21 protein-coding genes are annotated in these 23,327 nt (G+C 57.8%); 10 read left to right on the plus strand and 11 right to left on the minus strand.

Annotation, left to right across the window (positions count from 1 at the left end; all coding sequences use genetic code 11):
* The first annotated feature begins 145 nt into the window (after positions 1-145).
* From SIB38_RS00110 to SIB38_RS00130, 5 genes are read left to right on the plus strand one after another with little or no spacing between them, the layout of a single operon-like run.
* The gene (locus SIB38_RS00110) at positions 146-1,201 is read left to right on the plus strand and encodes a hemin-degrading factor (protein ID WP_412551071.1); all 1,056 of its coding nucleotides are present in this window, start codon (positions 146-148) and stop codon (positions 1,199-1,201) included.
* The gene (locus SIB38_RS00115; RefSeq protein WP_294118894.1) at positions 1,198-2,055 is read left to right on the plus strand and encodes a heme/hemin ABC transporter substrate-binding protein; all 858 of its coding nucleotides are present in this window, start codon (positions 1,198-1,200) and stop codon (positions 2,053-2,055) included. Before SIB38_RS00110 ends, SIB38_RS00115 begins: the two co-directional genes overlap by 4 nt.
* Positions 2,055-3,131 (plus strand): FecCD family ABC transporter permease, encoded by a 1,077-nt coding sequence (locus SIB38_RS00120; RefSeq protein ID WP_412551072.1) that lies wholly within the window; start codon positions 2,055-2,057, stop codon positions 3,129-3,131. The genes SIB38_RS00115 and SIB38_RS00120 overlap by 1 nt, the downstream gene beginning before the upstream one ends.
* A gap of 1 nt (position 3,132) precedes the next feature.
* A complete protein-coding gene (locus tag SIB38_RS00125) occupies positions 3,133-3,918 on the plus strand; it encodes a heme ABC transporter ATP-binding protein (protein WP_412551073.1) in 786 nt (261 codons plus the stop codon).
* On the plus strand, positions 3,893-4,300 hold the full coding sequence (locus SIB38_RS00130; RefSeq protein ID WP_412551074.1) for a substrate-binding domain-containing protein: 408 nt from the start codon (positions 3,893-3,895) through the stop codon (positions 4,298-4,300). Before SIB38_RS00125 ends, SIB38_RS00130 begins: the two co-directional genes overlap by 26 nt.
* Positions 4,301-4,330: 30 nt before the next feature.
* Here the strand turns inward: SIB38_RS00130 and SIB38_RS00135 are convergent, their stop codons facing one another.
* On the minus strand, positions 4,331-5,650 hold the full coding sequence (locus tag SIB38_RS00135) for a cytochrome-c peroxidase (RefSeq protein WP_294118888.1): 1,320 nt from the start codon (positions 5,648-5,650) through the stop codon (positions 4,331-4,333).
* Positions 5,651-5,737: 87 nt separating this feature from the next.
* Here SIB38_RS00135 and SIB38_RS00140 point away from each other — a divergent pair, with 87 nt between their 5' ends.
* The gene (locus SIB38_RS00140) at positions 5,738-6,133 is read left to right on the plus strand and encodes a tetratricopeptide repeat protein (RefSeq protein WP_283425464.1); all 396 of its coding nucleotides are present in this window, start codon (positions 5,738-5,740) and stop codon (positions 6,131-6,133) included.
* A 51-nt stretch (positions 6,134-6,184) separates the two neighbouring features.
* On the opposite strand, the gene dctP is transcribed toward SIB38_RS00140, so the two are convergent.
* From dctP to SIB38_RS00170, 6 genes are read right to left on the minus strand one after another with little or no spacing between them, the layout of a single operon-like run.
* Positions 6,185-7,243, minus strand: a complete 1,059-nt coding sequence (dctP, locus tag SIB38_RS00145) for a TRAP transporter substrate-binding protein DctP (RefSeq protein WP_294118887.1) — start codon at positions 7,241-7,243, stop codon at positions 6,185-6,187.
* Between the two features lie 36 nt (positions 7,244-7,279).
* A complete protein-coding gene (locus tag SIB38_RS00150) occupies positions 7,280-8,749 on the minus strand; it encodes a TRAP transporter large permease (RefSeq protein WP_412551075.1) in 1,470 nt (489 codons plus the stop codon).
* Positions 8,749-9,339 carry a TRAP transporter small permease gene (locus SIB38_RS00155; protein ID WP_412551076.1) on the minus strand — a complete coding sequence of 197 codons (591 nt, stop codon included), beginning with the start codon at positions 9,337-9,339 and terminating at the stop codon, positions 8,749-8,751. Before SIB38_RS00155 ends, SIB38_RS00150 begins: the two co-directional genes overlap by 1 nt.
* Positions 9,340-9,396: 57 nt before the next feature.
* Positions 9,397-9,921 (minus strand): flavin reductase family protein, encoded by a 525-nt coding sequence (locus SIB38_RS00160; protein ID WP_412551077.1) that lies wholly within the window; start codon positions 9,919-9,921, stop codon positions 9,397-9,399.
* On the minus strand, positions 9,921-10,811 hold the full coding sequence (locus tag SIB38_RS00165; protein ID WP_412552005.1) for an aldo/keto reductase: 891 nt from the start codon (positions 10,809-10,811) through the stop codon (positions 9,921-9,923). Before SIB38_RS00165 ends, SIB38_RS00160 begins: the two co-directional genes overlap by 1 nt.
* Positions 10,811-11,965, minus strand: coding sequence for an LLM class flavin-dependent oxidoreductase (locus SIB38_RS00170; protein ID WP_412551078.1), 1,155 nt, complete (start codon positions 11,963-11,965; stop codon positions 10,811-10,813). Before SIB38_RS00170 ends, SIB38_RS00165 begins: the two co-directional genes overlap by 1 nt.
* A gap of 90 nt (positions 11,966-12,055) precedes the next feature.
* Between SIB38_RS00170 and SIB38_RS00175 the strand changes: the two genes are divergently transcribed.
* From SIB38_RS00175 to SIB38_RS00185, 3 genes are all read left to right on the plus strand, one after another.
* Positions 12,056-12,766 (plus strand): GntR family transcriptional regulator, encoded by a 711-nt coding sequence (locus tag SIB38_RS00175; protein WP_412551079.1) that lies wholly within the window; start codon positions 12,056-12,058, stop codon positions 12,764-12,766.
* A gap of 8 nt (positions 12,767-12,774) precedes the next feature.
* Positions 12,775-13,881 carry a Gfo/Idh/MocA family protein gene (locus SIB38_RS00180; protein WP_294118879.1) on the plus strand — a complete coding sequence of 369 codons (1,107 nt, stop codon included), beginning with the start codon at positions 12,775-12,777 and terminating at the stop codon, positions 13,879-13,881.
* Positions 13,882-14,113: 232 nt separating this feature from the next.
* Positions 14,114-15,172 carry a hypothetical protein gene (locus tag SIB38_RS00185; protein WP_294118878.1) on the plus strand — a complete coding sequence of 353 codons (1,059 nt, stop codon included), beginning with the start codon at positions 14,114-14,116 and terminating at the stop codon, positions 15,170-15,172.
* Between the two features lie 49 nt (positions 15,173-15,221).
* Here the strand turns inward: SIB38_RS00185 and SIB38_RS00190 are convergent, their stop codons facing one another.
* Positions 15,222-17,711 (minus strand): PAS domain S-box protein, encoded by a 2,490-nt coding sequence (locus SIB38_RS00190; protein WP_294118875.1) that lies wholly within the window; start codon positions 17,709-17,711, stop codon positions 15,222-15,224.
* A 36-nt stretch (positions 17,712-17,747) separates the two neighbouring features.
* Positions 17,748-18,269 (minus strand): molybdopterin-dependent oxidoreductase, encoded by a 522-nt coding sequence (locus SIB38_RS00195; protein ID WP_294118874.1) that lies wholly within the window; start codon positions 18,267-18,269, stop codon positions 17,748-17,750.
* Positions 18,270-18,603: 334 nt separating this feature from the next.
* Here SIB38_RS00195 and SIB38_RS00200 point away from each other — a divergent pair, with 334 nt between their 5' ends.
* Entirely contained in the window at positions 18,604-19,218 is a 615-nt protein-coding gene (locus tag SIB38_RS00200; protein ID WP_294118873.1) for a LuxR C-terminal-related transcriptional regulator, read from the plus strand.
* Positions 19,219-19,239: 21 nt separating this feature from the next.
* Here SIB38_RS00200 and SIB38_RS00205 read toward each other — a convergent pair whose 3' ends face one another.
* Together SIB38_RS00205 and SIB38_RS00210 are read right to left on the minus strand one after the other, a co-directional pair.
* A complete protein-coding gene (locus SIB38_RS00205; RefSeq protein ID WP_412551080.1) occupies positions 19,240-21,855 on the minus strand; it encodes a DUF6923 family protein in 2,616 nt (871 codons plus the stop codon).
* A 44-nt stretch (positions 21,856-21,899) separates the two neighbouring features.
* Positions 21,900-23,294, minus strand: coding sequence for a nucleotide sugar dehydrogenase (locus tag SIB38_RS00210; protein WP_294118871.1), 1,395 nt, complete (start codon positions 23,292-23,294; stop codon positions 21,900-21,902).
* Between the last annotated feature and the right edge of the window lie 33 nt (positions 23,295-23,327).

Consider the following 23,327-nt stretch of genomic DNA (forward strand, 5'->3'; position numbering starts at 1 on the left):
GAAATCACCGTGACTTGCGCTCACTATTTAGTCCGACTATTTCTGTCAACATATGTGATTCAAAAGATCACAGGGTTAGCCATATGTGACAAATTCACCGCAGCCAGACCAGCCTTTCGAGAACTGAACTAGATTGGAGCGCACCATGGCAGTGGCGACCGCCGTCTCTTCGCATGACATTCGCGAAGCGCGGAAAGAACATAGTAAGTTACGTGAACGTGATCTCGCGGATAAGTTAGGTATCTCCGAAGGCCAGTTGGTGGCCGCACATGTTGGCGAAGGTGTCACCCGTATTACCGCTGAATTGGACCCGCTGTTTGCTGCGTTTGAGCGCCTCGGCGAAGTGATGGCGCTAACCCGCAACCCGTCCTGCGTCATCGAGAAGGTCGGTGTGTATGAAAACTACACCTCCGGCCAGCACGCATCGATGGTGGTAAACGAAAACATCGATCTGCGGATGTTCCCGCGCATTTGGGTCAGCGCCTTTGCGGTTGAGAAACAGACTGACAAAGGTGTGCGCCGCTCCATTCAAGTGTTTGATGCCGCTGGAGATGCCGTGCACAAAGTCCACCTGCGTGATGCGTCAAATTTGGATCAGTGGGACGAGAATGTCGCGCAGCTGCGCCTTAAGGAGCAATCCGACACCCTTGAGGTCGAAACGCGCGAGCCTACAGAAGGCGCAAAAGGCACTGCAGACCAACGTGAAAAGCTCTGCGAAGAGTGGGACAAACTCACCGACACCCACCAGTTTATGTCGTTGACCCGCAAGCTGAAAATAAACCGTCTGGGCGCCTATCGCATCGCTGGCGCACCATATACCCGCGCGCTTGCCCCCAAGTCAGTGGAAGCGTTACTGCACAAAGCCTCGGAAAAATCCGTTCCGTTGATGATCTTTGTCGGCAACCGCGGCTGTATCGAGATCCATTCGGGACCGGTTGAACGCATTGTAGAGATGGGCCCCTGGATCAATGTTCTGGACAAGGGGCACGACCTGCACCTGCGTATGGATCACATCGCAGAGGTCTATGCGGTCACAAAAAACACCCGTCGTGGACCGGCGATTTCGGTCGAGGCTTTTGACGCCGAAGGTGCCCTGATCATTCAGTTCTTCGGCGTCCTGCGTGAGGAAACCGCAGCCGAGGCCTGGAACGCCCTCATCACAGACATAGAACAAGACTTTACAGAGGTTGCAGCGCAATGAAGTTCTCCCTGAAACAGAGTGTAATTGCCCTGGGCATGACCGCATGCCTGTCCACCACAGCTTTGGCGGAGGATGGTCCGCAACGGGTGGTCTCCATCGGCGGCGCGGTGACCGAGATTGTCTTTGCCTTGGGCGAAGAGGATCGTTTGGTGGCCCGTGACACAACCTCAAACCATCCGGAAGAAGCCGCAGCCCTGCCAGACGTTGGCTATATTCGCGCGCTGTCAGCCGAAGGCGTTTTGTCTGTAAATCCAGATCACATCATCAGCGAATCCGGTGCCGGCCCTCTGGAAACCATTGAACTTCTGCGTGAAGCTTCTGTGCCGATTGTCGAGGTAAACAACGGTTTCACCCGCGAAGACATCAGCGAGAAAATCAAAATGGTCGCTGACACACTGGGTGTGTCAGACAAAGGCGCAGAGCTTGCGGCCAAGGTTGATGCCGAAATTGCCGCCGCGGTGGCCCGCGTGGACACCAGCATCCGTCCCAAAGTGATTTTCATCCTGTCCACGGCCGGCGGCCGTGTCATGGCTGCGGGTGAAAACACCAGCGCGGATGCGATCATTGCGCTCTCCGGTGGTCAGAACGCCTTGAGCGGTTTTGAAGGCTTTAAGCCCGTGACCGACGAAGCCATTGTCACCAGCGGCGCCGAAGTGATCCTGATGATGGACCGTGGTGGCGATCACAGTGCGAGCCTCGAAAAACTGCGTGAACACCAATCGCTGAAACTTACCCCGGCGGCCCAATCCGGTGCCGTGGTGCGTATGGATGGCATGCTGTTGCTTGGGTTCTCCGTGCGCACAGGTGAGGCCGTATCTCGGCTGGCCGCTGCTCTGGAAGGTGTTCAGGGCTAATGGCACTTGCTTCGGAAATCCCAGCCAAGATGACCCTGGACGGGGACCGCAGCCATGCTGCGAACCGGCTGACGTTTGTTCTCTTGATCGTTCTGGGCATTGCCATGCTGGGCTCCTTGGCGATTGGCGCCTCTGGCGCGTCCCTTTGGGGCGCGCTTTGGGACCTTGCCACCGGCGGGGAGTTGGCGCTGCGTGATCGCGTGGTGCTCTGGGAGATCCGACTGCCCCGCACCATCATGGGTGCTGTTGTCGGCGCTGCTTTGGCGGTGTCCGGTGCCACTATGCAAGGGCTGTTTCGCAACCCTCTGGCAGACCCCGGTCTGATCGGGGTCAGCGCCGGTGCCGGCCTGGGGGCAATTGTCGCCATCGTGTTGGGCGGGCTGTTGCCGATCGCGCTGCAACAGGCTTTGGGATACTACGTTGTACCTCTTGCCGCTTTTGTCGGCAGCTGGGCCACAACGTTAATCCTGTATCGGGTGTCCACCCGCAAAGGACGCACCTCGGTGGCCACCATGCTGTTGGCGGGTATCGCGCTTGGCGCTCTGTCCGGTGCGGTGTCCGGGCTGCTGGTCTATATCGCGGATGACACCCAATTGCGCACGCTCACCTTCTGGGGCATGGGCTCTATCGCGGGGGCGACCTGGTCCAAACTGTTTGCTGCCTTGCCTTTGATGGCAGCAACATTTGTTGCAGCGCCCTTTATTGCCAAAGGTCTAAACGGCCTCGCCCTTGGAGAAGCCGCAGCGAGCCATATCGGCATTGATGTGCAACGCACAAAAAACGTTGCCATTCTTGCGGTTGCGGCCTCTGTTGGTGCCGCCGTCGCGGTCAGCGGCGGCATTGGCTTTGTCGGCATTGTAGTGCCACATCTGCTGCGTCTCGCCGTCGGGCCAGACCACCGCTATTTGCTGCGCAACTCTGCCCTTCTGGGTGCGGCGCTGCTGCTCGTGGCCGACATCATCAGCCGCATGGTGATCGCGCCAGCAGAATTGCCGATTGGCATCATCATGGCCGTGATTGGCGGTCCGTTCTTCCTTTGGATTTTGCTGCGCCGCCGCGGCATTCTGGATATGTGAAATGCTTAACGCCCAAAACATCACCGTGCGCTATGGCAAGCACGACATCCTGCATAATATCGATTTTCACGCCCAGCCAGGCGCTGTCACCGCCATTGTGGGACCCAACGGGTCCGGCAAGACAACTTTGCTGAAGGCCATCACTGGCGAAGTTGCCCATGGTGGTACCGTCACACTCAACAACATGGACATCGACGCGGCGAAAGCCTGGGAATTGGCGGCCATTCGCGCGGTCCTTCCTCAGGCCACGCCACTGGCGTTTCCATTCACTGTGTCCGAGGTCGTGCAGTTGGGTCTGTCAAACGGCATTTCCGCCGCTAGGGTCAGACTGATTGTAGCGGCGTTGGAGCGTGTCGGTCTGTCTGGATATGGCGCGCGCTACTACCAGGAACTCTCTGGCGGCGAACAACAGCGGGTGCAGTTGGCCCGTGTTCTGACCCAGGTTTGGGATCCGGTTGTCGACGGCACGGCGCGCTGGCTGTTCCTGGATGAGCCGGTCTCGGCACTGGACATCGGGCACCAGTTGCAAGTCATGCAAATCGCGCGTGACTTTGCCGACGCTGGGGGCGGTGTTGTGGCCGTGATGCACGATCTGAACCTCACCGCGATGTTTGCCGATACAGTGGCTCTGATCAGTGATGGCCGCGTGCTGGCACAAGACGCGCCAGCCGAGGTTTTGACCAACGAGCTATTGAGTGAGGCTTACCATTGTGGCGTGCGGGTCAATACTGCGCCGCCATCTGGGACTTACCTGCTGCCGCATGTGGCGACACAGTTGGCGTCTTAAAGGCGCCGCGCTTGAAGGCGCGTTCAAGCCCACAAAAAAGGCGCTTCCGCTAACACGGGGGCGCCTTTTTATAAAAGATGCGCTGTCGACGGCCTTTCTTTGTGTCAACGACACCACCGCCATTGGCCTGATTGCCACCCTGCGCCTGCGTGGGTTTGACGTGCCGCGCGAATTTTCCGTGATTGGCTTTGACGACATTGCCTTTGCCAGCAACATCACCCCGGCTCTGACCACAATCCGCCAACCACGCAACAAAATTGGCGAGCGCGCCATGGCGATCATTTTGGATGGGTTAGAAGTTCAAAGTAGTGAGAAGACCAACGAACGACTGCATGGCGATCTTGTCGTCTGGGAAAGCTGCGGGCCTGCGGGGCGCAAATAGCACGCAACTAGTCATGCATGTGGCGACCCGTTACCGGTCCACCTTCAATCCACTGGGCACCTCTTCCGGAATACGGCTTGTTTCTGCTTTGGCATCGGCCCCAGTCAGGCTTTCGAGAAAAGCCACCAAGGCTGCAATCTCAGCATCACTACGGGGCGGAATATGAATGTCGCGGTGCTTGGCATGCCGCGCCATTTCGATACGGTCCTGCTGGATGACAAAATCGATGGGACTGAGCCAAGGCACATCGGGCAATGTCAGATCAGCGGCTTTCCACGTGGCGCGCGCCCCAGGGGGATCAAGGTGATGCCGGATCATCCGCTCCAGCGTCGGATACGCGCCGTTGTGCCCGTAAGGCCCTGTAAGGGCAACGTTTCTCAGCATGGGGGTCCGGAAGCGATACGCATCCGAAAGGTCGTCGGATTCCCCCATGCGTCCAACATCCCGCGCATAAGGGTCAAACCTTCGGGTGCGGCCTGGTCCAAAGGCCGGCAGCCCCAGAGCATGGAACTGTTGATTAGAAAACAAATTTCCAGCGTGACAGTTGCTACATCCCGCCTTGCCAAAAAACAGCTCCATGCCTTGAACTTGCACTGCAGATAGAGCCTGTTCATCCCCCGCCAAATAAGCATCAAACGGGCTGTCAAAGGACGTAAAGTCTTGCACCATGAAATGCGCCAAGGCATCGGCGATTTGGACAATCGTCACCTCTTCGGCCACCTCGATCTCGTCAAATGCCGAGACAAATCTGGCACCATAGTCCGGCAGCGTCCTGACTCGTTTCGCAATGATTGGCCAGGCCGCATCAATCCGGTCGCGCGTCGCACCCACGATCTCGTTTTCGCCAACATTCCCGGCCATCTCAAACCCGGATGTCATGGGGAAAAGCGCCTGTGCCGCCAGAACGGACTTTAGCCCATCAGGAAGCCACTCTTCTGCGGGCGTATTGAAGCCATTTCCAAAGATCGGGTCCACGCTGACCCGGCCATCATGCATCAACGTATCAATGGACTTGGCACCCAAATTCCATAGCGCGGGTGCATTGCGTGGAATGCGTTTCTGGACCTTGTTTGCCCCCATATCGGAGACCCGCTCCGGCCCAAGTCCATGCCCGCCTTCCCCCAATCCGAGCGACAATCCATCAGAGGTGCCAAATCGCGGATGATGACATGTTCCACAGCTGATATTTCTGTTCCCGGACAGGATCTTGTCGTAAAATAACAGGCGTCCCAGTTCGGCCTTTTCTGCATCCACCGCCATGAAGTCATTGGCACTCAGTGGTGTTGGCAACGCAGGCAACTCGGCGAAAGACGGGGCGGCAAACAGGATCACGGAGAGCGCATGCGACACCCTACAAAAAAGCTTCTTCTGGCGGCCGCGTTGGTCGTGGGAACGACCCAATTTGGCCGCGCCGAAATCGAAGCCGCGCGCGATCTTATGGAGGCCGGGGATTTTGAGGCCGCGCGTGAAGCGATGTGGCCAGCAGCCCGGTCGGGAAATGCCGACGCCGAGGAATTGATCGGCGTGATGTATGCGATGGGGCTGGGCGTTGAGCGCGACGATCAACGCGCGTTTGAGTGGTATCTGCGCAGCGCCATGAAGGGCCACCCCGGCGCGCAATCCGGAATTGGCTGGTACTATGAGGTCGGGCGCGGCATGCCCGCGCCGGATTTGGTGCGGGCCTATATGTGGTACACGCTGTCGGCGATCGGCGGAGACCCCGACGCGGCGATCAGCCTTGAAGAGGTTGTGAAGAAAATGACCAAGGAAGAGATTGATAAAGCGCATATTCTGGTCGAGGACTACCGCGTGTGGATGTATCCGTTCCGGTAAAAATGCCGGACAAAAAACGGCGCGAGGGACTGCCCCTCGCGCCGTTTGTGCTTAGTTCAGGTCCGCATCACGGGCGCCGTTCACGTCTGCTTCTGCTGCGGCAACAGCATCGGTCAGTGCGGTGAACACCTCATCACCACGAGCAACATTGGATTTGAACCAGTCATAAACTGGGGACGCCGCCTGCTTGAACGCGTCTTTCTCTGCAGGGGTTGGAACATAGAGGTCCCCGCCACCGGCAACGAAGTCTTCATAGGCCTGGATCGACTTACGCTTTGGCGATGCAAAGGTGGCCTGTTGCAGGGCGTAGAACCCGTCCACCACCACGCGGCGCATGTCTTCTGGCATGTCCATGAACGTCTGGTTCGACATCCACCACAGCGCACCCATGTAAGCGTGGCCATCCAAAGTCACATACTGCAGGCCCGCATCTGGGAACTTCATGCCCATGATGTCGGTGATGCCATTCTTGGAGCCTTCAACAACACCAGTCTGGAAGCTGGTGAACAGTTCAGGCCATGGGATTGGCGTAGGGGACGCGCCCAGCGCTTTCACAAGCTCCTGCGGCAGGTCAGCCACAACGGTCCGGATCTTCAGACCTTCCATATCGGCAGGTGCCGCCACACGACGTTTGGTGTTGGCAAAGTTGCGCCAGCCACCGGTGTTACCGATGGTCATCAGGCGGATTGCGTCGCCGCTGTCCTCCAACGCCATCGCGCGCATTTTGCGGGTGAAGTCGCCAGACAGGACATGCTCCGCAATGCGGTCGTCCGCCATCAGATATGGCAGGTCGAGAACTTGCACATAGGGGAACAGGCCGGACGCGCCACCAGAGGTCGAGATGTAGACGTCAATGGACCCATCGGCCACGCCCTGAAGGCATTCGGCGCCGTTGGAGCACAACTGTGTGCCGATAAACAGCTCCACTTCGATGGCGCCGTTAGAGGCCGCTTCGACATAGTTTTTGAAGACAACAAGGCCGTCATAGTCCTCGTCATTTTCATTCGAGTTTGCCGTTGCACGGATTGTGTAGTCGGCCGCACTCGCCGTCAGCGCAGTGCCAGCCATCAAGGCCGACAGTGCCACCGTCTTTGCCAGTTTCATAAACATGCGTGTTTCCTCCTGTTGCACGTCGTTTTTTTGGTATCAGTTCAAGAACCCCGTTAGCTTCGGAATGGTCAGAGAGATTTCAGGCACAAAGGTGATCAAGAAGATCACCGCGACCTCGACCGCTAGGAACGGCAGAATGGCTTTGGCGATGGTCGTCACCCGCTCGTGCGAGACTGAGGCAGCGACAAATAGCACTAGCCCCATCGGGGGCGTGGCCAAGCCCACGGTCAGGTTTACGCACATGATGATGGCAAAGTGCACGGACTCGACCCCAAGCCCTTCAAAGACCGGCGCCAAAATCGGGCCAAGAATGATGATCGCGGGGCCCGCGTCCAGAAACATGCCCACCACGAAGAGCAGCAGGTTGATCAGGAACAGCAAGATCAGAGGGTTCTCCGACAAGGTCAGAATGAACTCGGCCAGAATTTCTGGCGCGTGGCTGAGGCTGACCACTGTTTTGAACGACATGGCCGCGCCCACCAACAGCAGCACCACGGCGGATGTGATCCCGGCCCGAGTGAAAACCTCCGGCAAGTCTTTCAACTTCATGGTCCGCAGCACCAGGAACCCAACCAACAGCGCATAGGCAACTGCGACAGCGGCGGCCTCTGTCGGTGTGAACACACCGGCCAAAATACCGCCAAGGATCAGGATTGGCGTCTGCAGTGGCACCACCGCGCGCTTGCAGACAATGCGGAATTCGGGGCTGACCACACGGCGCAATCCGAGCATCAATCCATGCGCCAGAAGCACCGCGCCCAGGAAGGTCAGCCATTTGGACAGGGTTGTGTCCGCCGCCGGGGCAAATTGCGCCAGCAAGAGGCCAAGGTTTAGGCGCACCAGCACAAAGGACACCCAACTTTCCAAACCGCCGATCTCAACATTCTCAAACGTGACACGGCGCGCGGCCGGCAGGTCGTATTTGTCGGCCAGAACCCGGACCATCACCATCAGACCAACACCCACCAAAATGCCCGGCACAATGCCCGCGAGGAACAACGCGGCAACGCTTTCGCCCATGACGTAGGCGTAGATGATCATGATGCCCGAAGGCGGAATGATCGGCCCAATAACAGAGCTCGCAGCGGTCACGGCCGCAGCAAATTTCCGGGTGTAGCCTTCACGCTCCATCGCCGGGATCAGCATGGAACCAAGCGCGGAGGTGTCCGCCACCGCCGACCCCGACAGCCCGGCAAACAGGATCGACGACAGGATGTTCACCTGCGCTAGCCCACCCCGCAAATGGCCCATCAAAGCTTGTGAGAACTCAACCAGACGCACGGTGATCCCGCCCCGGTTCATCAACTCGCCCGCCAACATGAAGAACGGGATGGCCATCAGGGGGAAGCTGTCCATGCCGTTGTAAAGGTTCCGGTACAGCAACGTGATGTCGCGCTCTTGCCCGTTGAGCCAAAGCAACGCGCCGGGCGCAGCCAGCAGGCAGAAAAACACCGGTAGACCAACCAACAGAAGAAACAAAAACAGCGGAAGGAACCAGATCAGCATTATTCAGGCCCTCCAACGCCGAGGCTCGCTCGTTTGGGCAGACTGTCGCCTTTGCCCAGAAGGCGGACAAAGCGTTCCAGCAACAGTTCGATGTTCACGAGGATCAGCAGCACGATGCCCACCAGAAGCGATAGCATCATCCAACTGCGCGGGATCCGGTACCACTCGTCCAACGAAAGAGAGGTCGGCAGATACAGTGACGCGGTGGCGAAGCGCCCACCTAGACCCGTCACCTCTTTATAGCCGATCTGCACCCCGACGATCAGCACGGTCAGGCTGATCAACAGCAGGACAAACTGCAAAAGATGCATCGCCTTACCTTTGATCACCGCATCAATGAAGTCGATCGCCACAAAGCCGCCATTGCGGAAGGCTGTGGGCGCCATCAGGCCAGTCATCCACAACATGAAGAAGCGTGCGGCCTCATCTGGCCAGGGCAATGCACTGCCCAGTACATAGCGAAAGAAGACTTGGATCAGGATCGCCGCGACCATCACGCCAATGGCGAACACGCCCAGCCAACGCCCGACTGCCAACAGTCCGGAGTTCAGTGGACGCAACAGATTCAAGACAGCAAAGACTGCCTTCATCGTGTTCTTCTCCTCCCGTTTTGCATCCTGTCCTCTTCAGAATGCAGGCCGCCGTTCTTATTGTTTTACGGCGGCAATCTGGCCCATTTGGCCCTTGTAGAAAGTCAGTGCATCTCCGTCTTCACGCATGGTTGCGCGGTCAACATGTCCCAGAACAATCGCGTGATCACCGCCTTCGTAAATCGCAGAGCGGGTGCATTCGAACCGTGCAAGGCAATTGTCCAAAATAGGCACGCCCCAATCGTTCACCCGGTGCGCGACATCCGCCAAGCCAAAGGCATCTTTGGCCACCGTCCAGCAAAGATCGTCCTGTTCGGCCGACAGCACATGGATCGCATAGTGGGTTGCGCGCTCAAAATGCGGAAACCGGCGCGAGTTCTTGTCAGGGGACCACAGCACCAGAGGCGGGGTCAATGACACCGAGGAAAAACTGTTGGCGGTGATCGCCACCGGACCGTTTTCCGACGCGGCCGTGACAATGGTGACCCCTGTGGCAAACCGTCCAAACGCGTCCCGCAGCAATCGTGTGTTGTTCGGGTCGGGCACAAAGCTGAGCTTTCCCCCGACAGTGTGAGCAGACATCATGGGACCTCCTTTCCGAGCGCGGCTTCGTAGAGAGAGAACCAGGGTTCGCGGTCCATTGTGACCTTCTCCGCGTCCGAAATCATCTTGATACGATCAAGGTTGTTGGTGCCCAAAACCGGCAGGATACGGGCCGGATGGCGCAAAAGGAACGCCACGGCCACAGCCGCGCGATCCACGCCGTGTTCCGCCGCAATGCGGTCCAATCGATCCGCCACATCCCCCGTTCCGGTCATCAGGCTGCCGCCACCGAGCGGCGACCATGCCATGACAGGCTGGTCATGCTGTTGATGGAAGGCCAAATCCCCATTTGTGAACGGGGACAGTTCCGCCAGTGATATCTCGATTTGGTTGGTGGCCAGCGGTGACTTCATCGCCGACTGCAAAAGCTTCCAGTCCCAAGGCCGGAAGTTGGAGACGCCGACGGCACGCACCTTGCCTGACGCCACCAGATCATCCAGCGCCGCCCCGGTTTCGTTGTGATCCATCAAAGGGTCGGGGCGGTGGATCAACAGAAGGTCCACATGATCCACACCCATCTCGCTCAGAGATCGGTTCACCGAGGCTTCGATGTGGGCGCGCGAGGTGTCGTAGTATTTGACCGGCTTGTCGGCATAAATCCCGATGGGGGCGACGATATCGCACTTGGTCACAATCTCGATCTGATTGCGCAACGTCGGGTTGGCTTTTAGCGCCCCGCCCAGCACGGCCTCGGCACCGTAGTCACCATAGATGTCCGCCTGATCAATAGTGGTAATCCCTTGATCCAGACAGGCTTGGATTTTTGCCTCAACGTATTCTGGCGACGTGTCCGCATCATCACCCACACGCCACATGCCATACACCAGACGGCTGAAGCTCAGCCCGTTTGCGATTTCGACACGGTTCATCATCGGCGTTCTCCAATACCAAGGGGGGTCTGCGGCGTGGAAGCTGGCACGCGCCCATAGGCATGCGGCAGCGATACAGTGTTGAGATGAGGCATCACGCGGGCGCCAAAATGCTTGGCCTCATCCACATGCGGATAGCCGGACAGAACAAAAGCCCGCATCCCCATCTTCTTATAGGCCTCAAGCTTGGACAAAACCTGATCGGTCGACCCGACCAGTGCCGCGCCACAGCCAGATCGCGCCCGACCCACGCCGGTCCAGAGATGCGGCTCGATAAAGCCATCGTCGTCGGCCACATCACGGTTCTTTGCCTGATGCGACACACCCAGAGACTTGGCGTCCAGCGCACGTTCGCGGATGGCGCGTCCCTGCTCGTCATCGAGCTTAGACACAATGTAGTCCGCATATTCACGGGCTTCAGCCTCGGTGTCGCGGACAATCACATGCACGCGCAAGCCATAGTCGAGTGTCCGGCCATAGCGTTCCGCCACCGCGTTCACCGCCTTCATACGCCCGGCCAGCTCATCCATCTTCTCCGGCCACATCAGATACACATCGCAATGCTGCCCGCAGAGCTCCAATGCATCTGGCGAATAGCCACCAAAATACAGCAATGGCCCACCAGTCTGATACGGAACCACAGGATCGGTTGTCAGGCCCTGGAAGTTGTAGACCTCACTTTTGTGGTTTATTTCACCCTGGGTCCAAGCTTGTTTGAGAATCTCGACAACTTCCCGCGAGCGCTGGTAGCGATAGCTGCTCTCGGCCTTTTCACCGGGAAAGTCGGACGAGATGATGTTCACGGTCAGCCGGCCTTCCAACATGTGGTCCAACGTCGCCAGCGTGCGCGCCAGCATGATCGGTTGCATCTCTCCACAGCGCACGGCAGCCAACATGTTGATCTTGCTGGTGATCGGCGCGCACCCCGCCACAAAGCTCAGCGTATCCTGCCCCACCTGATAAGAAGACGGGCATAGAATGTTGCGAAAACCTTGAGCCTCGGCTTCCTTCACGATGCTCGAGCAATGCGCCCAGGACGACCGCAGATCGCCATTTGGCACGCCAAGGAACTGGTAATCGTCTGAACACAGCGCGGCAAACCACGACACTTCTACTGCATCCAAATCCGCAGATGTCACCGGCACGACGGTCATCGAGTTCCTCCCAAAATCTCGTTTTCCTTACCCCTTGAATAAACTGCGATTTGATGTAAATCAATGGTGTATCAATTTTCGGGGTGATCTATGTCAAATCCAGACTTCTCCAGTTCGGCCCTGCCGCTCTATTTGCAGATCAGTGAAACCCTGATCCGAGAGATCGCGGCTGGCCGTCTGGTGGACGGAGAGCGCTTGCCGCCTGAACGCGAGCTGGCCAAGCAATACGGAACCACCGTGCGTACACTGCGCAAATCCCTTGCCGAGCTGGAGAAGCAAGGCATGCTGGAGCGCGTTCAAGGGTCCGGTAACTACGTGCGCGCCACCCAAAGCGGGCGCAGCGTCTACTCCATGTTCCGATTGGAGTTGCCCGAGGGTGGCGGTTTGCCCACCGCGGACATCCTCTCGGTGCATGACATGGAGAAGCCTTCCGATCTGCCAACCTTTGGCACGTCGAATCACGGCACACGGATTCGCAGGTTGCGGTATCTGGACGAGGTTGTGATCGCCGTCGAAGAAATCTGGCTGGACGGCGACGCGGGCAAAGTGGACCCGGCAAAACTGTCGGAGTCGCTGTACCACTATTATCAGAAACAGCTCGGCTTCTGGATTCGACGCGCCGAAGACCGCGTCTCCATCGGGCACGTGCCGGACTGGGCGCCAGAGGCATTTGGACAGAAGCCGGGGGCAGTTTCAGGCTACATCGAACGCCTGAGTTGGTCGCAAGCCACCGCCCCAGTCGAGTTTTCCCGCACCTGGTTTGACCCGGAACACTCTATCTACATCCAACGCCTGACTTAGGAGGCACTATGACGAAACCCACCACCTACGGGATCATCGGCTGCGGCATGATGGGGCAAGAACACCTGCGCAACATTGCACTCCTCCCGAACACGGAAGTTGGGGCCATCTTCGAACCCAACGCCCAAATGCGCACGGAGAGCGCGCGTTTCGCGCCCGATGCGCGGTTTGTTGACAGCCTGGAAGAGCTGCTGGCCGTAGACACTCTGGACTGCCTGCTGATCGCCAGCCCGAATTTCTGCCATGTAGCCCAGCTGCAAGAGATCGCCCAGCTCCGTCCTTTGCCCATCCTTGTCGAGAAACCGTTGTACACCGATCCGCAAGATCTGGCCCAAATCGACGCGTTCATCGCCAGCTATCCCGCCCCGGCCTGGGTTGCGATGGAGTACCGCTATATGCCGCCGGTCGCGGCGTTCCTAAAAAACGCAGCAGATGTCACCGGCGGCATCAAAATGCTGACCATCCGTGAACACCGGTTTCCCTTTCTTGAAAAGGTCGATGACTGGAACCGTTTCAACGCCAAATCCGGCGGGACATTTGTGGAAAAGTGCTGCCACTTCTTTGATCTCATGCGCCTGACGCTTGGATCAGAGCCGGTGCGCGTGATGGCCTCGGGCGGGCAGGACGCGAACCATCTGGACGAACTCTATGACGGGCAAGCGCCGGACATTCTCGACAATGGATATGTCATCGTCGATTTCGATAACGGTGCCCGCGCGATGCTCGAACTGTGCATGTTTGCCGAAGGTGCCGAATATCAGGAAGAAATCGCGGCAGTCGGCCCCAAAGGCAAAATCGAGGCGCTGGTCCCCGGACCAGGCCGTTTCTGGCCTGCACATCTTGGCGCCGCGCCCACCCCCAAGCTCATCCTGTCTCCGCGTGCGCCCAAAGGTCCCGTTGAAAAAGAGATCCCTGTGGACCCGGACATCCTCGATGCTGGCGACCACAACGGCTCAACCTTTTATCAGCACAAATATTTCCTGGAATTGGTGCGCGGTGAGCGGTCCACACCCGAGGTGAGCTTGACCGACGGCAAAATGGCTGTCCTGATGGGCATCGCGGCGCAAACCTCCATCCAAGAGAAGCGATCCGTCGAGATGTCGGAGATCACCTAAACAGCTTTGGCGCATGGTTTTTGATTGGCACTGCAACGCCAACGCCCCATGCGCCGATCACCGTCGCCGAGAGACCGGCAAGACAAAAGGCCGACGGGCTCACAAGCCACCAAGCTGAGTGACCCCACATCAGAACCGCAGTATCGCCAAATGCGCGTCCCACTATACTTTCGCGCGCGCTTCGGACTTCAGCATCGCCACCATACTGGTTGCCAATCAGTAGGAGGTTGAAATGTTACACATGCTCAAATGTCTCGCGCTAGGCTGTGTCGCTGGCGGGGTGGTCAGCCTGCCGCAAGCCCATGCAGAGGTTTCCCCTAAAGCGCTCTACAACGAGGCGATGGCATCTCTCTCAGATGCGCCGAAAGAGGCCATCCGCACCTTGCAGTCGATTTGTACCGACGGCTATGCGCGGGCCTGTGATCGGTTGGGCTACTTTCGTTTCAAGGGGATCGGCGGAAACCAAGACACCGCGCAGGCCATCGCTTACTATGACAAAGCCGTTGAGCTGGGACAAAGCAAGTCCCTTGTGTCCTTGGGCAAAGTACAGCTTTCGTCGCAAGACTACGAGGCTGCGCAGCAGAGCTTGTTGGCCGCGTCAGCCCTAGGTCTGCAACAAGGTGAGGCGGTTCTTGCCTGGGCCCATGCGACGGGCCGCCTGGGCCCCTTGTCCGATCCCCATTTGGGTATTCCAACACTGGTCAAGTTGGCAAAGGCAGACAGCCGCGATGGTCAGATGCTGTTACTAGACGCCCTGACGCGGGATCTCTCGCAACGGGTTGATGTGACCGACACTCTGGACCAGCTGCACAAGCGTCATGCGGATGGCGACGCCAAAGCGGCAGAAGCCTTGCTGAAATACTATCGGGTTGTTGGACATGCACGTGGCACGCTCGCCACCCGTGACCGGCTTCTGCAAACCGAAGGATTGCGTGCAAAAATCCAAGTCGAAGAAGGGTTGTATCTGGCAAGAGATCAAAACCCGGCTCAGTTCTGGCGTGCCTCTGAAGAGATTGTGCGCGCGGCGCCAAATGATGTGTTTGCACGCGGGCTCTCGGTGGCGGCCAAAATCAACAAAAACGCATATGTGCGGATTGTGCAGATGGAGCTACGCGATCTTGGCTATGCCGTTGGGCGCGCCAGCCCCTATATGAACCGCCCTTTGATCCGGTCCATCAACGCCTTTTGCCGCGATACCAACCAGCAAAGCGCGTGCCTCTATGGGCCTTTAAAATCCAAGAGCATCAAAGCTGTCGCAGGAGAACTGGCGCAGGTTCGCGCTGAATTGTAATCCAAACACAGACCGATAAAAGGGGCGCACCCAGCGCCCCTTTTTGGTTTTAGCGCTGATGTATTTGATCTGGGAACACACGATCGAATTCAGACTGCAAGTGGTTCAAATGTGCCCCCCAGCGGTCTTCAGGCGCGTTTTGCACCGCTTGCAGCGCGCCCCAAAGCTCCATCCACCCCAAGACTGCGGCAGACCCAGACAAACGGTGCGCTTCTTCTCGTTCCGCTTCCGTCAACGGGTCGGTGACTTGCTTCCCGGTCAGGAACTGTGAAATCTCTGCCTGAGTTTCCTGTACGGCTTCTGTATAGCGCTCGAGGCCAAATTGCTTCAGAAACTCTGGGGCGTCTTGCGTCGCGGCTGTAAACGCTTCGACGCCATCTCCCACACCGAACACATCGGCCAAAGCACCATGGATCGCGGCCCGTCGCACCGGCTTTAGGATCAGCGTTTGAAAATCTTGCGCCAGAATGGCCTCATGGTCCTTTTGCGCCGCATGTGCGGTGACAGCCACGGCCGGTGTCGCGACATTTGGTGACGTGCCTTCTCGAATACGCTTCAGCGTTTCCAACCCGTCGATACCTGGCATGCTGATGTCCAGAAGCAAAACGTCGAAACCCGAAGTCTCGCAGGTTTCTATTGCCTCAAAGCCGTTACTAGCTTCCTGCGTGACGCCCCCCAGATCGCGGACAATGTCTGTGAGGATTTCGCGGTTGATGTCGTTGTCATCCACCACCAGAGCCCGAAACCCTGCAGGCAAGTCCCGTAAGGAATGCGCGGTCGCATGCGTTTGAAGGTCCGCCACATCCGTCGTGGTTGGCAAAGGCAAGCGGAAGGTAAACAGGCTGCCCTCTCCCAACAGGCTGTCAGCCTCCAATTCGCCTCCGTTGCGCTCGATCAAGCGTTTGGTGATGGCCAGCCCGAGCCCTGTGCCGGAATTCTCCCGATCAAAGGCGGTGTCGATCGTGACAAACTCTTCAAAAATCCGGCTGAGGTTTTCCGGCGCAATACCAACCCCGGTGTCGGCCACTCTGAACTCGACCAGATCGCCAGAAGACACTCGTTCAACCTCTATTGCGACGCTGCCCTCACGGGTGAATTTCAGCGCATTGCCAACCAAGTTCACCAGGCAGCGCTGCAAGGAGCCACGATCCCCACTCACGGTTTGCAGATCCTCCGTCAGGAAGTCTACTGAAAGCGCGTTTGCATGCTGGGAAGCGTTGCTTTGCAGGCTGTCCACCACGTCCTGCACCAAATCTGTGAGATTGAAGAGCGCATGTTTGGGAGCCTCAGCCTCAGACGTCAAAGAGGACAAATCCAAAACGTCGTTGACATGGGACAGCAGCAACTCGCCGGAAATACCAATCGACGCCAAATGCCGTTTTTGCGCGTCACTCAGGTCTGACTGATCCATCAACTCAAGTGACCCCAAAATACCATTCAGCGGTGTGCGCATTTCATGGCTCATGACGGTCAGCAGGTTGGACTTCGCCTTTTCGCCCACCTGCGCTTTTTCCAGCGCGTCTTTTAAATCCTCTTCAGCTTTCAGCTCTTTGGTGATGTCCCGCAGGAACGACACAAACACCGTTTCGCCACTGGCCTCCGACAGGGAGATAGACAGCTCCACCGGAAAGACCTCGCCGCCTTTGCGCATCCCTTTCAGGCGCACGCGCCCTGCCCCGATAACTTTGCGTTCGCCGGTTTCCACAAACCGTTTCATCCCCGCCCGATGTGCTTCTCGCAGCTCTTCCGGCACAATCAGCTCCGCCAAATCCGCGCCCAACGCCTCATCACGCGTGTAGCCAAACACGGTTTCCGCCGCGCCGTTGAACTCCACAATATGACCTTCTGTGTCCGCAACCAGAACCGCATTCAGCGATGACGACACAACAGCCTCAAACCGGGCCCGCGCCTGCTCTCTCTTCTGTGAGGCCCTTTGCCCTTGGCGATACAACTGGATCAAACTGGCCAGCGACAAAAACAGCACCGCAATCAGCGCGGTCAGACCATAGGCGAGCCGCTGTAAGGTGACCGACAACCGGTTGCGATCTGCGGTTTCCTGCGTTGTAAAGTGGTCGACTCCTGCCAGCGCCAAGGCCCGCACTTTTGGGCGCAACGCATCAATGTCCGACAACAGTGTGGGCAGGTAAGCCTGGAGCGTTTCATCCGGGCCGTCGATCAAAGGGATACTACGGTCCAAAAACTGTGTGGCGGCAACCGTGCTTCCTGCCACCGTTGGGGCCTCCACCATCGGCGCAAAGAAGGCACTTTGTCGGGTCGTTGTGATCCGGCTGTAGAAGATGTCAAAGCGTTTGCGGACTTCGCCCAGCCCAGCGTTCTCATTGGACCGCGCAGACAGCACCGCGCTTTGCAGCCGCAACAGCTCCACCTCAAGCTGCGACATCGTCCAACTCACGTCATCGTTTTGCGCGGTCGACAGAACCCGCAGGTCCGTGAACACCGTACGCCCCAAGCCACCAACCAAAAGCAAGCTTGCCAATAGCAAGCCTGCGAAGAGGACAAACGGCCATCTGCCATTCATAAGAAGGAGCCTGATGCGCGGGATGTGGGCCTCAAGTTACTCATTGGCAACAACTTCAATTCGATCAAGCTGCCAAATGCTGCGGGAATAATACTCTTCTGTTTTATAGGCGTCGTTGCCTGCGAATGGGTAAACGATCCACAATGGCCCCTTGTCACGCAAGGTCATTTTTTCGCCATTGCGCAGATAGGCGATTATCGGACCATTCTCTACCGCATCAGACGTCGGGATCGACACGGTGTAATCATTAGCGGCTGTGGCCAGTAGATTGCCGTCGCTAGCACCCACATGGGTAAGCAGTGCGGACAAGGAGACGCCTTCAAAAACCTGGGTTCCTTCGGTCCAAATGGTGTCTGTCTCAAACTGCACTTTTGGCAGGGCGCGCAGGTCGCTTTCTTCGAATTGCCAGGTCAGTCCCGCATCTGTCGCTGAAACATCTCCGCTGACCGTCAACAAAGTGTCGGCCATGGCCTGTGATGCCACCATGGCGAGCAGGATGGCGCCGGTCAGAAAGCTTGGTGTGGTGGGGGCAGCGAGCAGTTTTTTGAAACGTTGCATGAGACACTCCGAGATTGGGTTGGTTTGTCTCTTGGTGACATGTGGGGGCGAGGTGCGTGTTTGGGCATCAGGCTAGGCCACTAACCTTTGGTATAGTTTGTCTGACCCTTCGCTAGTTGGCGGTCATCTGATGCCCCAACGGATTTTACTCAAACTATGCGAATTTACCTGCAGTTATCCTGTTGGTGTCAGCATCGGCACACCAGGACACATGGTTTTAAAGGAGCTAGGTATGTCGCAAGATTTACGGCAAAGTCAGGGTGTCACGACTGGTTTACACGCGCAGGGCCTCGTAGGGTCCTCCCAGAACCCAAGAGTAGGACGCCCCGTTTCTATGCGTATTTTGTTAGCTGATGACCACGGAATGGTTCGCGAAACCATCTCTGCCTACATCACCTCTGAAGGCCGTGCCACAGTTGTGGCCGGATCAGATTATTTTGAGGCCATGAAGCTTCTGGACCAAAAAGGTCCATTTGATCTGGTTCTGCTGGACTTCAGCATGCCGGGCATGAACGGGCTTCAAGGCCTGATCGACGCCGTGGCGGCCTACCCGGATCAGGCTTTTGCCATTGTCAGCGGCACTGCCCCAAACAAAGTGGCGCAAGACGCCTTGGAAGCCGGGGCCATTGGTTTTTTGCCCAAAACCATGGGAGCCAAGTCTTTGGTCAACGCGGTGCGTTTTATGATCGCTGGCGAAACCTTTGTACCAGCCAGTGTGCTTTCTGCCGGCGGCGAAGCGGAAGAAAGCGATTTTGAGAAGCAGCTGAGCCAGCGTGAGAAGCAAGTTCTTACCGGTCTGTGCAAAGGGCAATCCAACAAGGAAATCGCTCGGGATCTCGATTTGCAAGAAGTGACCATCAAGCTGCACGTGCGCACCCTGTGCAAAAAACTCAACGCAAAAAACCGCACGCAGGCGGCCTTGATCGCAAAAGAGGCAGGCTTTGAATAAGCCCGCCTCGCCTTGGTTTCGTTAGAACACAAAGCTGTCTGAGAGCAGTGCAAAGTCTTCCGCAGTGTCCTGCAACAGAAGCGTTGTGTTGTTTCCGAGTTGGATGGAAACGTCTTCACCGCTGACGCTGACATGGTTGCCAAACCAATCAGAGTACTCGCTTTCGCTGCCCCCAAGGTCCAAACCGCGAAGGTGCAGCCGGTCCCCTTCGGCAACGGAATAGTCCAGAATGAGGTCTTGCGACCCGTCCAGATCGTCGTTGCGGAATATGAAGGTGTCAGCACCGATGCCGCCAGTGGCCACGTCGTTCCCTGCCCCCAAATACAGGCGATCAGCGTCTGCGCCGCCATCCAGCGTGTCATCGCCAATCGCACCGCTGAGATAATCGCGGCCTGCGCCACCCGACAGCTCGTCATTGCCTCGGTCGCCTCGGAGACTGTCGCGCCCCTCGCCTCCGTTAAGCACATCATCGTTCGCGCCGCCACGGAGATTGTCGCTTCCCAAGCCGCCATCCAGCGCATCATTGCCGGAGCCGCCACGCAAATCGTCATCGCCTGCGCCACCTGTAAGCGCATCTTGCCCGGAGCCACCAACCAACTGGTCGGCACCGTTGCCGCCGTTCAGCGTGTCGTTGCCGCTGCCACCTGTTAGCTCATCAGCGCCTTCATCGCCAGCCAGGCTGTCATTGCCGGAACCGCCGTTAAGAACGTCATCAAAAGAACCTCCAGAGAGGTCGTCATCTCCAGAGCCCCCGCGCAAGATATCTGCACCGCTGCCTCCAGACAGCACATCGTCTTGCCCACCGCCCGACAGCGTATCGTCACCGGCGCTGCCAAAGAGCATGTCAGACCCCGATCCCCCTCTCAGAACGTCCGCGGCCTCGCCGCCGTCCAACGTGTCATGACCTGCAGACCCTTCCAGCGTGTCGCTGCCTTCACCGCCCAGCAGAAAGTCATCATTTTCCGGCAGAAGGTTACCAAATTGGTCATAACGCAACCCGTCACTGTCATAGTGAGAGACAATGGTGCTGTTGCCATCCGGACCTGCGCCGCCGTGCAAATAGTCATCGCCATCGCCACCCAGAAGCGTGTCACCAAGACCGCCGCCAATCAGGTCATCTTCGCCAATGCCACCGTCCAGCGTGTCATTGCCACCGTTGCCTTCGAGCGAGTCGTCGTAGGTCAGTTCGCCCTCCGTGGTCGCAACCAAGCTCAAATCACGGATCAAAACAGAGGACGACAAATCAACCTCGACAAAGGGACTTTCCGCGGTTGGATCAGCCGCGCCATCGTTAGAGTAGGAACTGGGCGCTTCGGTCAGCAACACAAGGCTGGCTTCGCCGGTCGCGGGATCGATCACCACTTGGTAGATGCCGCCACTGTTGCCTGTGGCGTTGTTCATGTCGTGATCGCCGGAGTTGCCACCAACAAAGAGGTTGCCGTCCGCGTCCATGATCGCCGCGCCAAAGGTCACGGCCGGCGCGCCGTCCAGCGTGACGCCGTCCACAACCGTCGAGGTCACCGGCACCAAGGTGAACTCCGGTACGCCACTGGAAATATCGGCCACCAAAAGGATGGTGTCTGCTCCTTCGGATGGCGGACGCGCCACGCCGTAGAAGCTTTGAGTTTTGGCATCAAAGGCCACGTCATAAACCCGGTGGGTGACAAGCGCGCTGGGGAGCTTGTGCACTGTCACCACCGGGTTTCCATTGGCGTCTAGCTGATCCACATCGATCACCGCAATCCGGTCCATGCTGGATTGAAACGACCAAAGGTTGCCCTGATCATCAAAGTCGCCGGTCCAGGACCGATAAGGCGTTTCGCCAATCCGGTAACTGTTGCCCTCTGCATCCAGCATGATCAAGTCAGAGCGCTGCACCGCGTTGCCGAGGCTATCAACACCGGTTCCCACCGCGATGGCATACAGAAGATCGTCTTGCGCGTTGTAGCCCATGGAGTTCACGTTCACTGTGCCCGCTGCACCCGCGACCTCATAGGTCTGAGTTTCCACATCAAACACATGCAGCGTGCCGTTCAGTACCTGATAGAGGTTGGCCTGACCGTCGGCAAATGCGGCCACTTCCACTGTCTGCCCACCGATCTGCATCTCGCGCGCATAGTGGAAGATTGGACCGGATGTATCTATCGATGGCCCCGAACTTGGACCGTCAATCGAGCGCAAGGTGATCTCGGTTTCACCGCCAATGGCAGTGAAGCTTGTGTCAAAGGCATTGTAAGCGCCGCTTTCCGTGGAATAGGTCCCCACAATCGCGCCGTTGATGAGCACTTCTACTGTGGCGCCCGGCTGTCCCGCCGCAAAATTGGCGGCGAGGTCGAAGGACAGATTGTAAACGCCTCCGGCTTCGGTGGTGAGGGTTTGGCTCATCTGCTGATGGCCGCCATCCAACGCAGACACCGTCCAGTTTCCGCTGTTGGCGTAGTCGGTAAACCCGGTTGCGTTGTCAGTGCCTTCCAACAGATTGGCCTGTTCATAGTCGCCATACAGGGCGTCGTTGCCCGCGCCGCTGGTGATGCTGTCGTCTCCGGACAAGCCAACGATCAAGTCTCCTGTGCCAGTCCCATCGAGCACGTCGGAGAGGCCCGTTCCAGTGATGAGATTTAGGTTGCTTGTGGGCATGTCATGTCCTCACATATGTCTGAACAGGTTGTGACTTTGGCCGATCACCAGCCAATGCCGTTAATCGCGAGATCCTGTGGGGCGCTGTCAAACAGCCGGACCACATCCACGACCGCCACATTCTTGTGTCGCTGCACGGCGTCTCGGTAAGTGTCGCTGGCGTGGCACACGATCACCACGTCGGCCGCTACCATGACGCTCTCGACATCGTCACGCAGCATGTCGGAGAGGCCTTCTGCCAGTTTTGTCAGACCCTGGCTGCCGTACTTGGTGTAGCTCGCCAGCCCGTCCAGAGGGGTGTCTTTGGTCACGGCCTCATCATGGACGAGCAGCTCAACGCCTTGTTGTTGCAGCGTCGCCATGGCCTCCAGAATGGGGCTCTCCCGCAGGTCATCTGTGCCTGGTTTGAACGCCAGGCCCAGAATTCCCACCCGCTTGGCGCCGGTTTTCTGCACCATCTCCACAGCCTGTTGGATTTGCTCAGCGTTAGACTGTTCCAGTGCGCCGATCATCGGAAGATCGACCCCAAGGGTGCTGGCCACATGCTGTACCGCGCGCACCTCTTTGGGCAGGCAGGAGCCGCCATAGGCAAAGCCCGGCTTCAGGTAATAGGCGGACAGGTTAAGTTTTTGATCCTGTGTGAAGATCTCCATCACCGCGTGGCTGTCCACGCCCAAGGGCTTGCACAAACGCCCAACTTCATTGGCAAAACACACTTTGGTGGCGTGCCATACATTGTCGACATATTTGATGGTCTCGGCCACCTCGATTGTGGTCAGAATGGGCTTGTCGTCCACCGGCGCATAAATACGGCGCATGATCTCTGCCGTGGCGAAATCAGTGGTCCCGATCACGGTTTTGGGTGGGTTGTGGAAATCATCGATCGCCACACCTTCGCGCAGGAACTCCGGGTTGAAGCAGATGCCAAAATCACGACCTACCGCTTTGCCCGATACGGCCTCCAGAATGGGTGCCATAACCTTCATCGTGGTGCCCGGCGGTATGGAGCAGCGCATGGCGAAGACGTGAAAGCCCTCTTTATCTCGCAGCCCTCGCGCCATCGCATCACACGCCAGCTTGATGAAGTTGTGATCACAGCCCCCGTCCGCAGCGGTAGGGGTTCCTACAGACACAAAGGTCACATCCGTGTCGATGACCGCTTGACGCAGATCATCTGTGGCGCTGATCAAGCCGTCTTCAACACCCGCGGTTAGGGTTTCGGTAAGGCGATCTTCGTGGATGGGGCTTTGGCCGAGGCCAATCTGATTCACTTTGGTCTGGTCCAAATCCACGCCAATCACCCGGTGGCCCAGCGACGCCAGGCATGCGGTTGAAACCGCGCCGACATAGCCAAGACCCACAACACTGATGCTGGATTTTTGACGTGGGACCGGGACGACAATCTCTAAGTCCTGCGGTGAAAACCTGCGGTATTCCATAATGTCGAACTCCTTCTTGAAGTCATCTTAGAG

This window comes from Shimia sp. MIT910701, from assembly GCF_047126315.1.
Classification (GTDB): Bacteria; Pseudomonadota; Alphaproteobacteria; order Rhodobacterales; family Rhodobacteraceae; genus Shimia.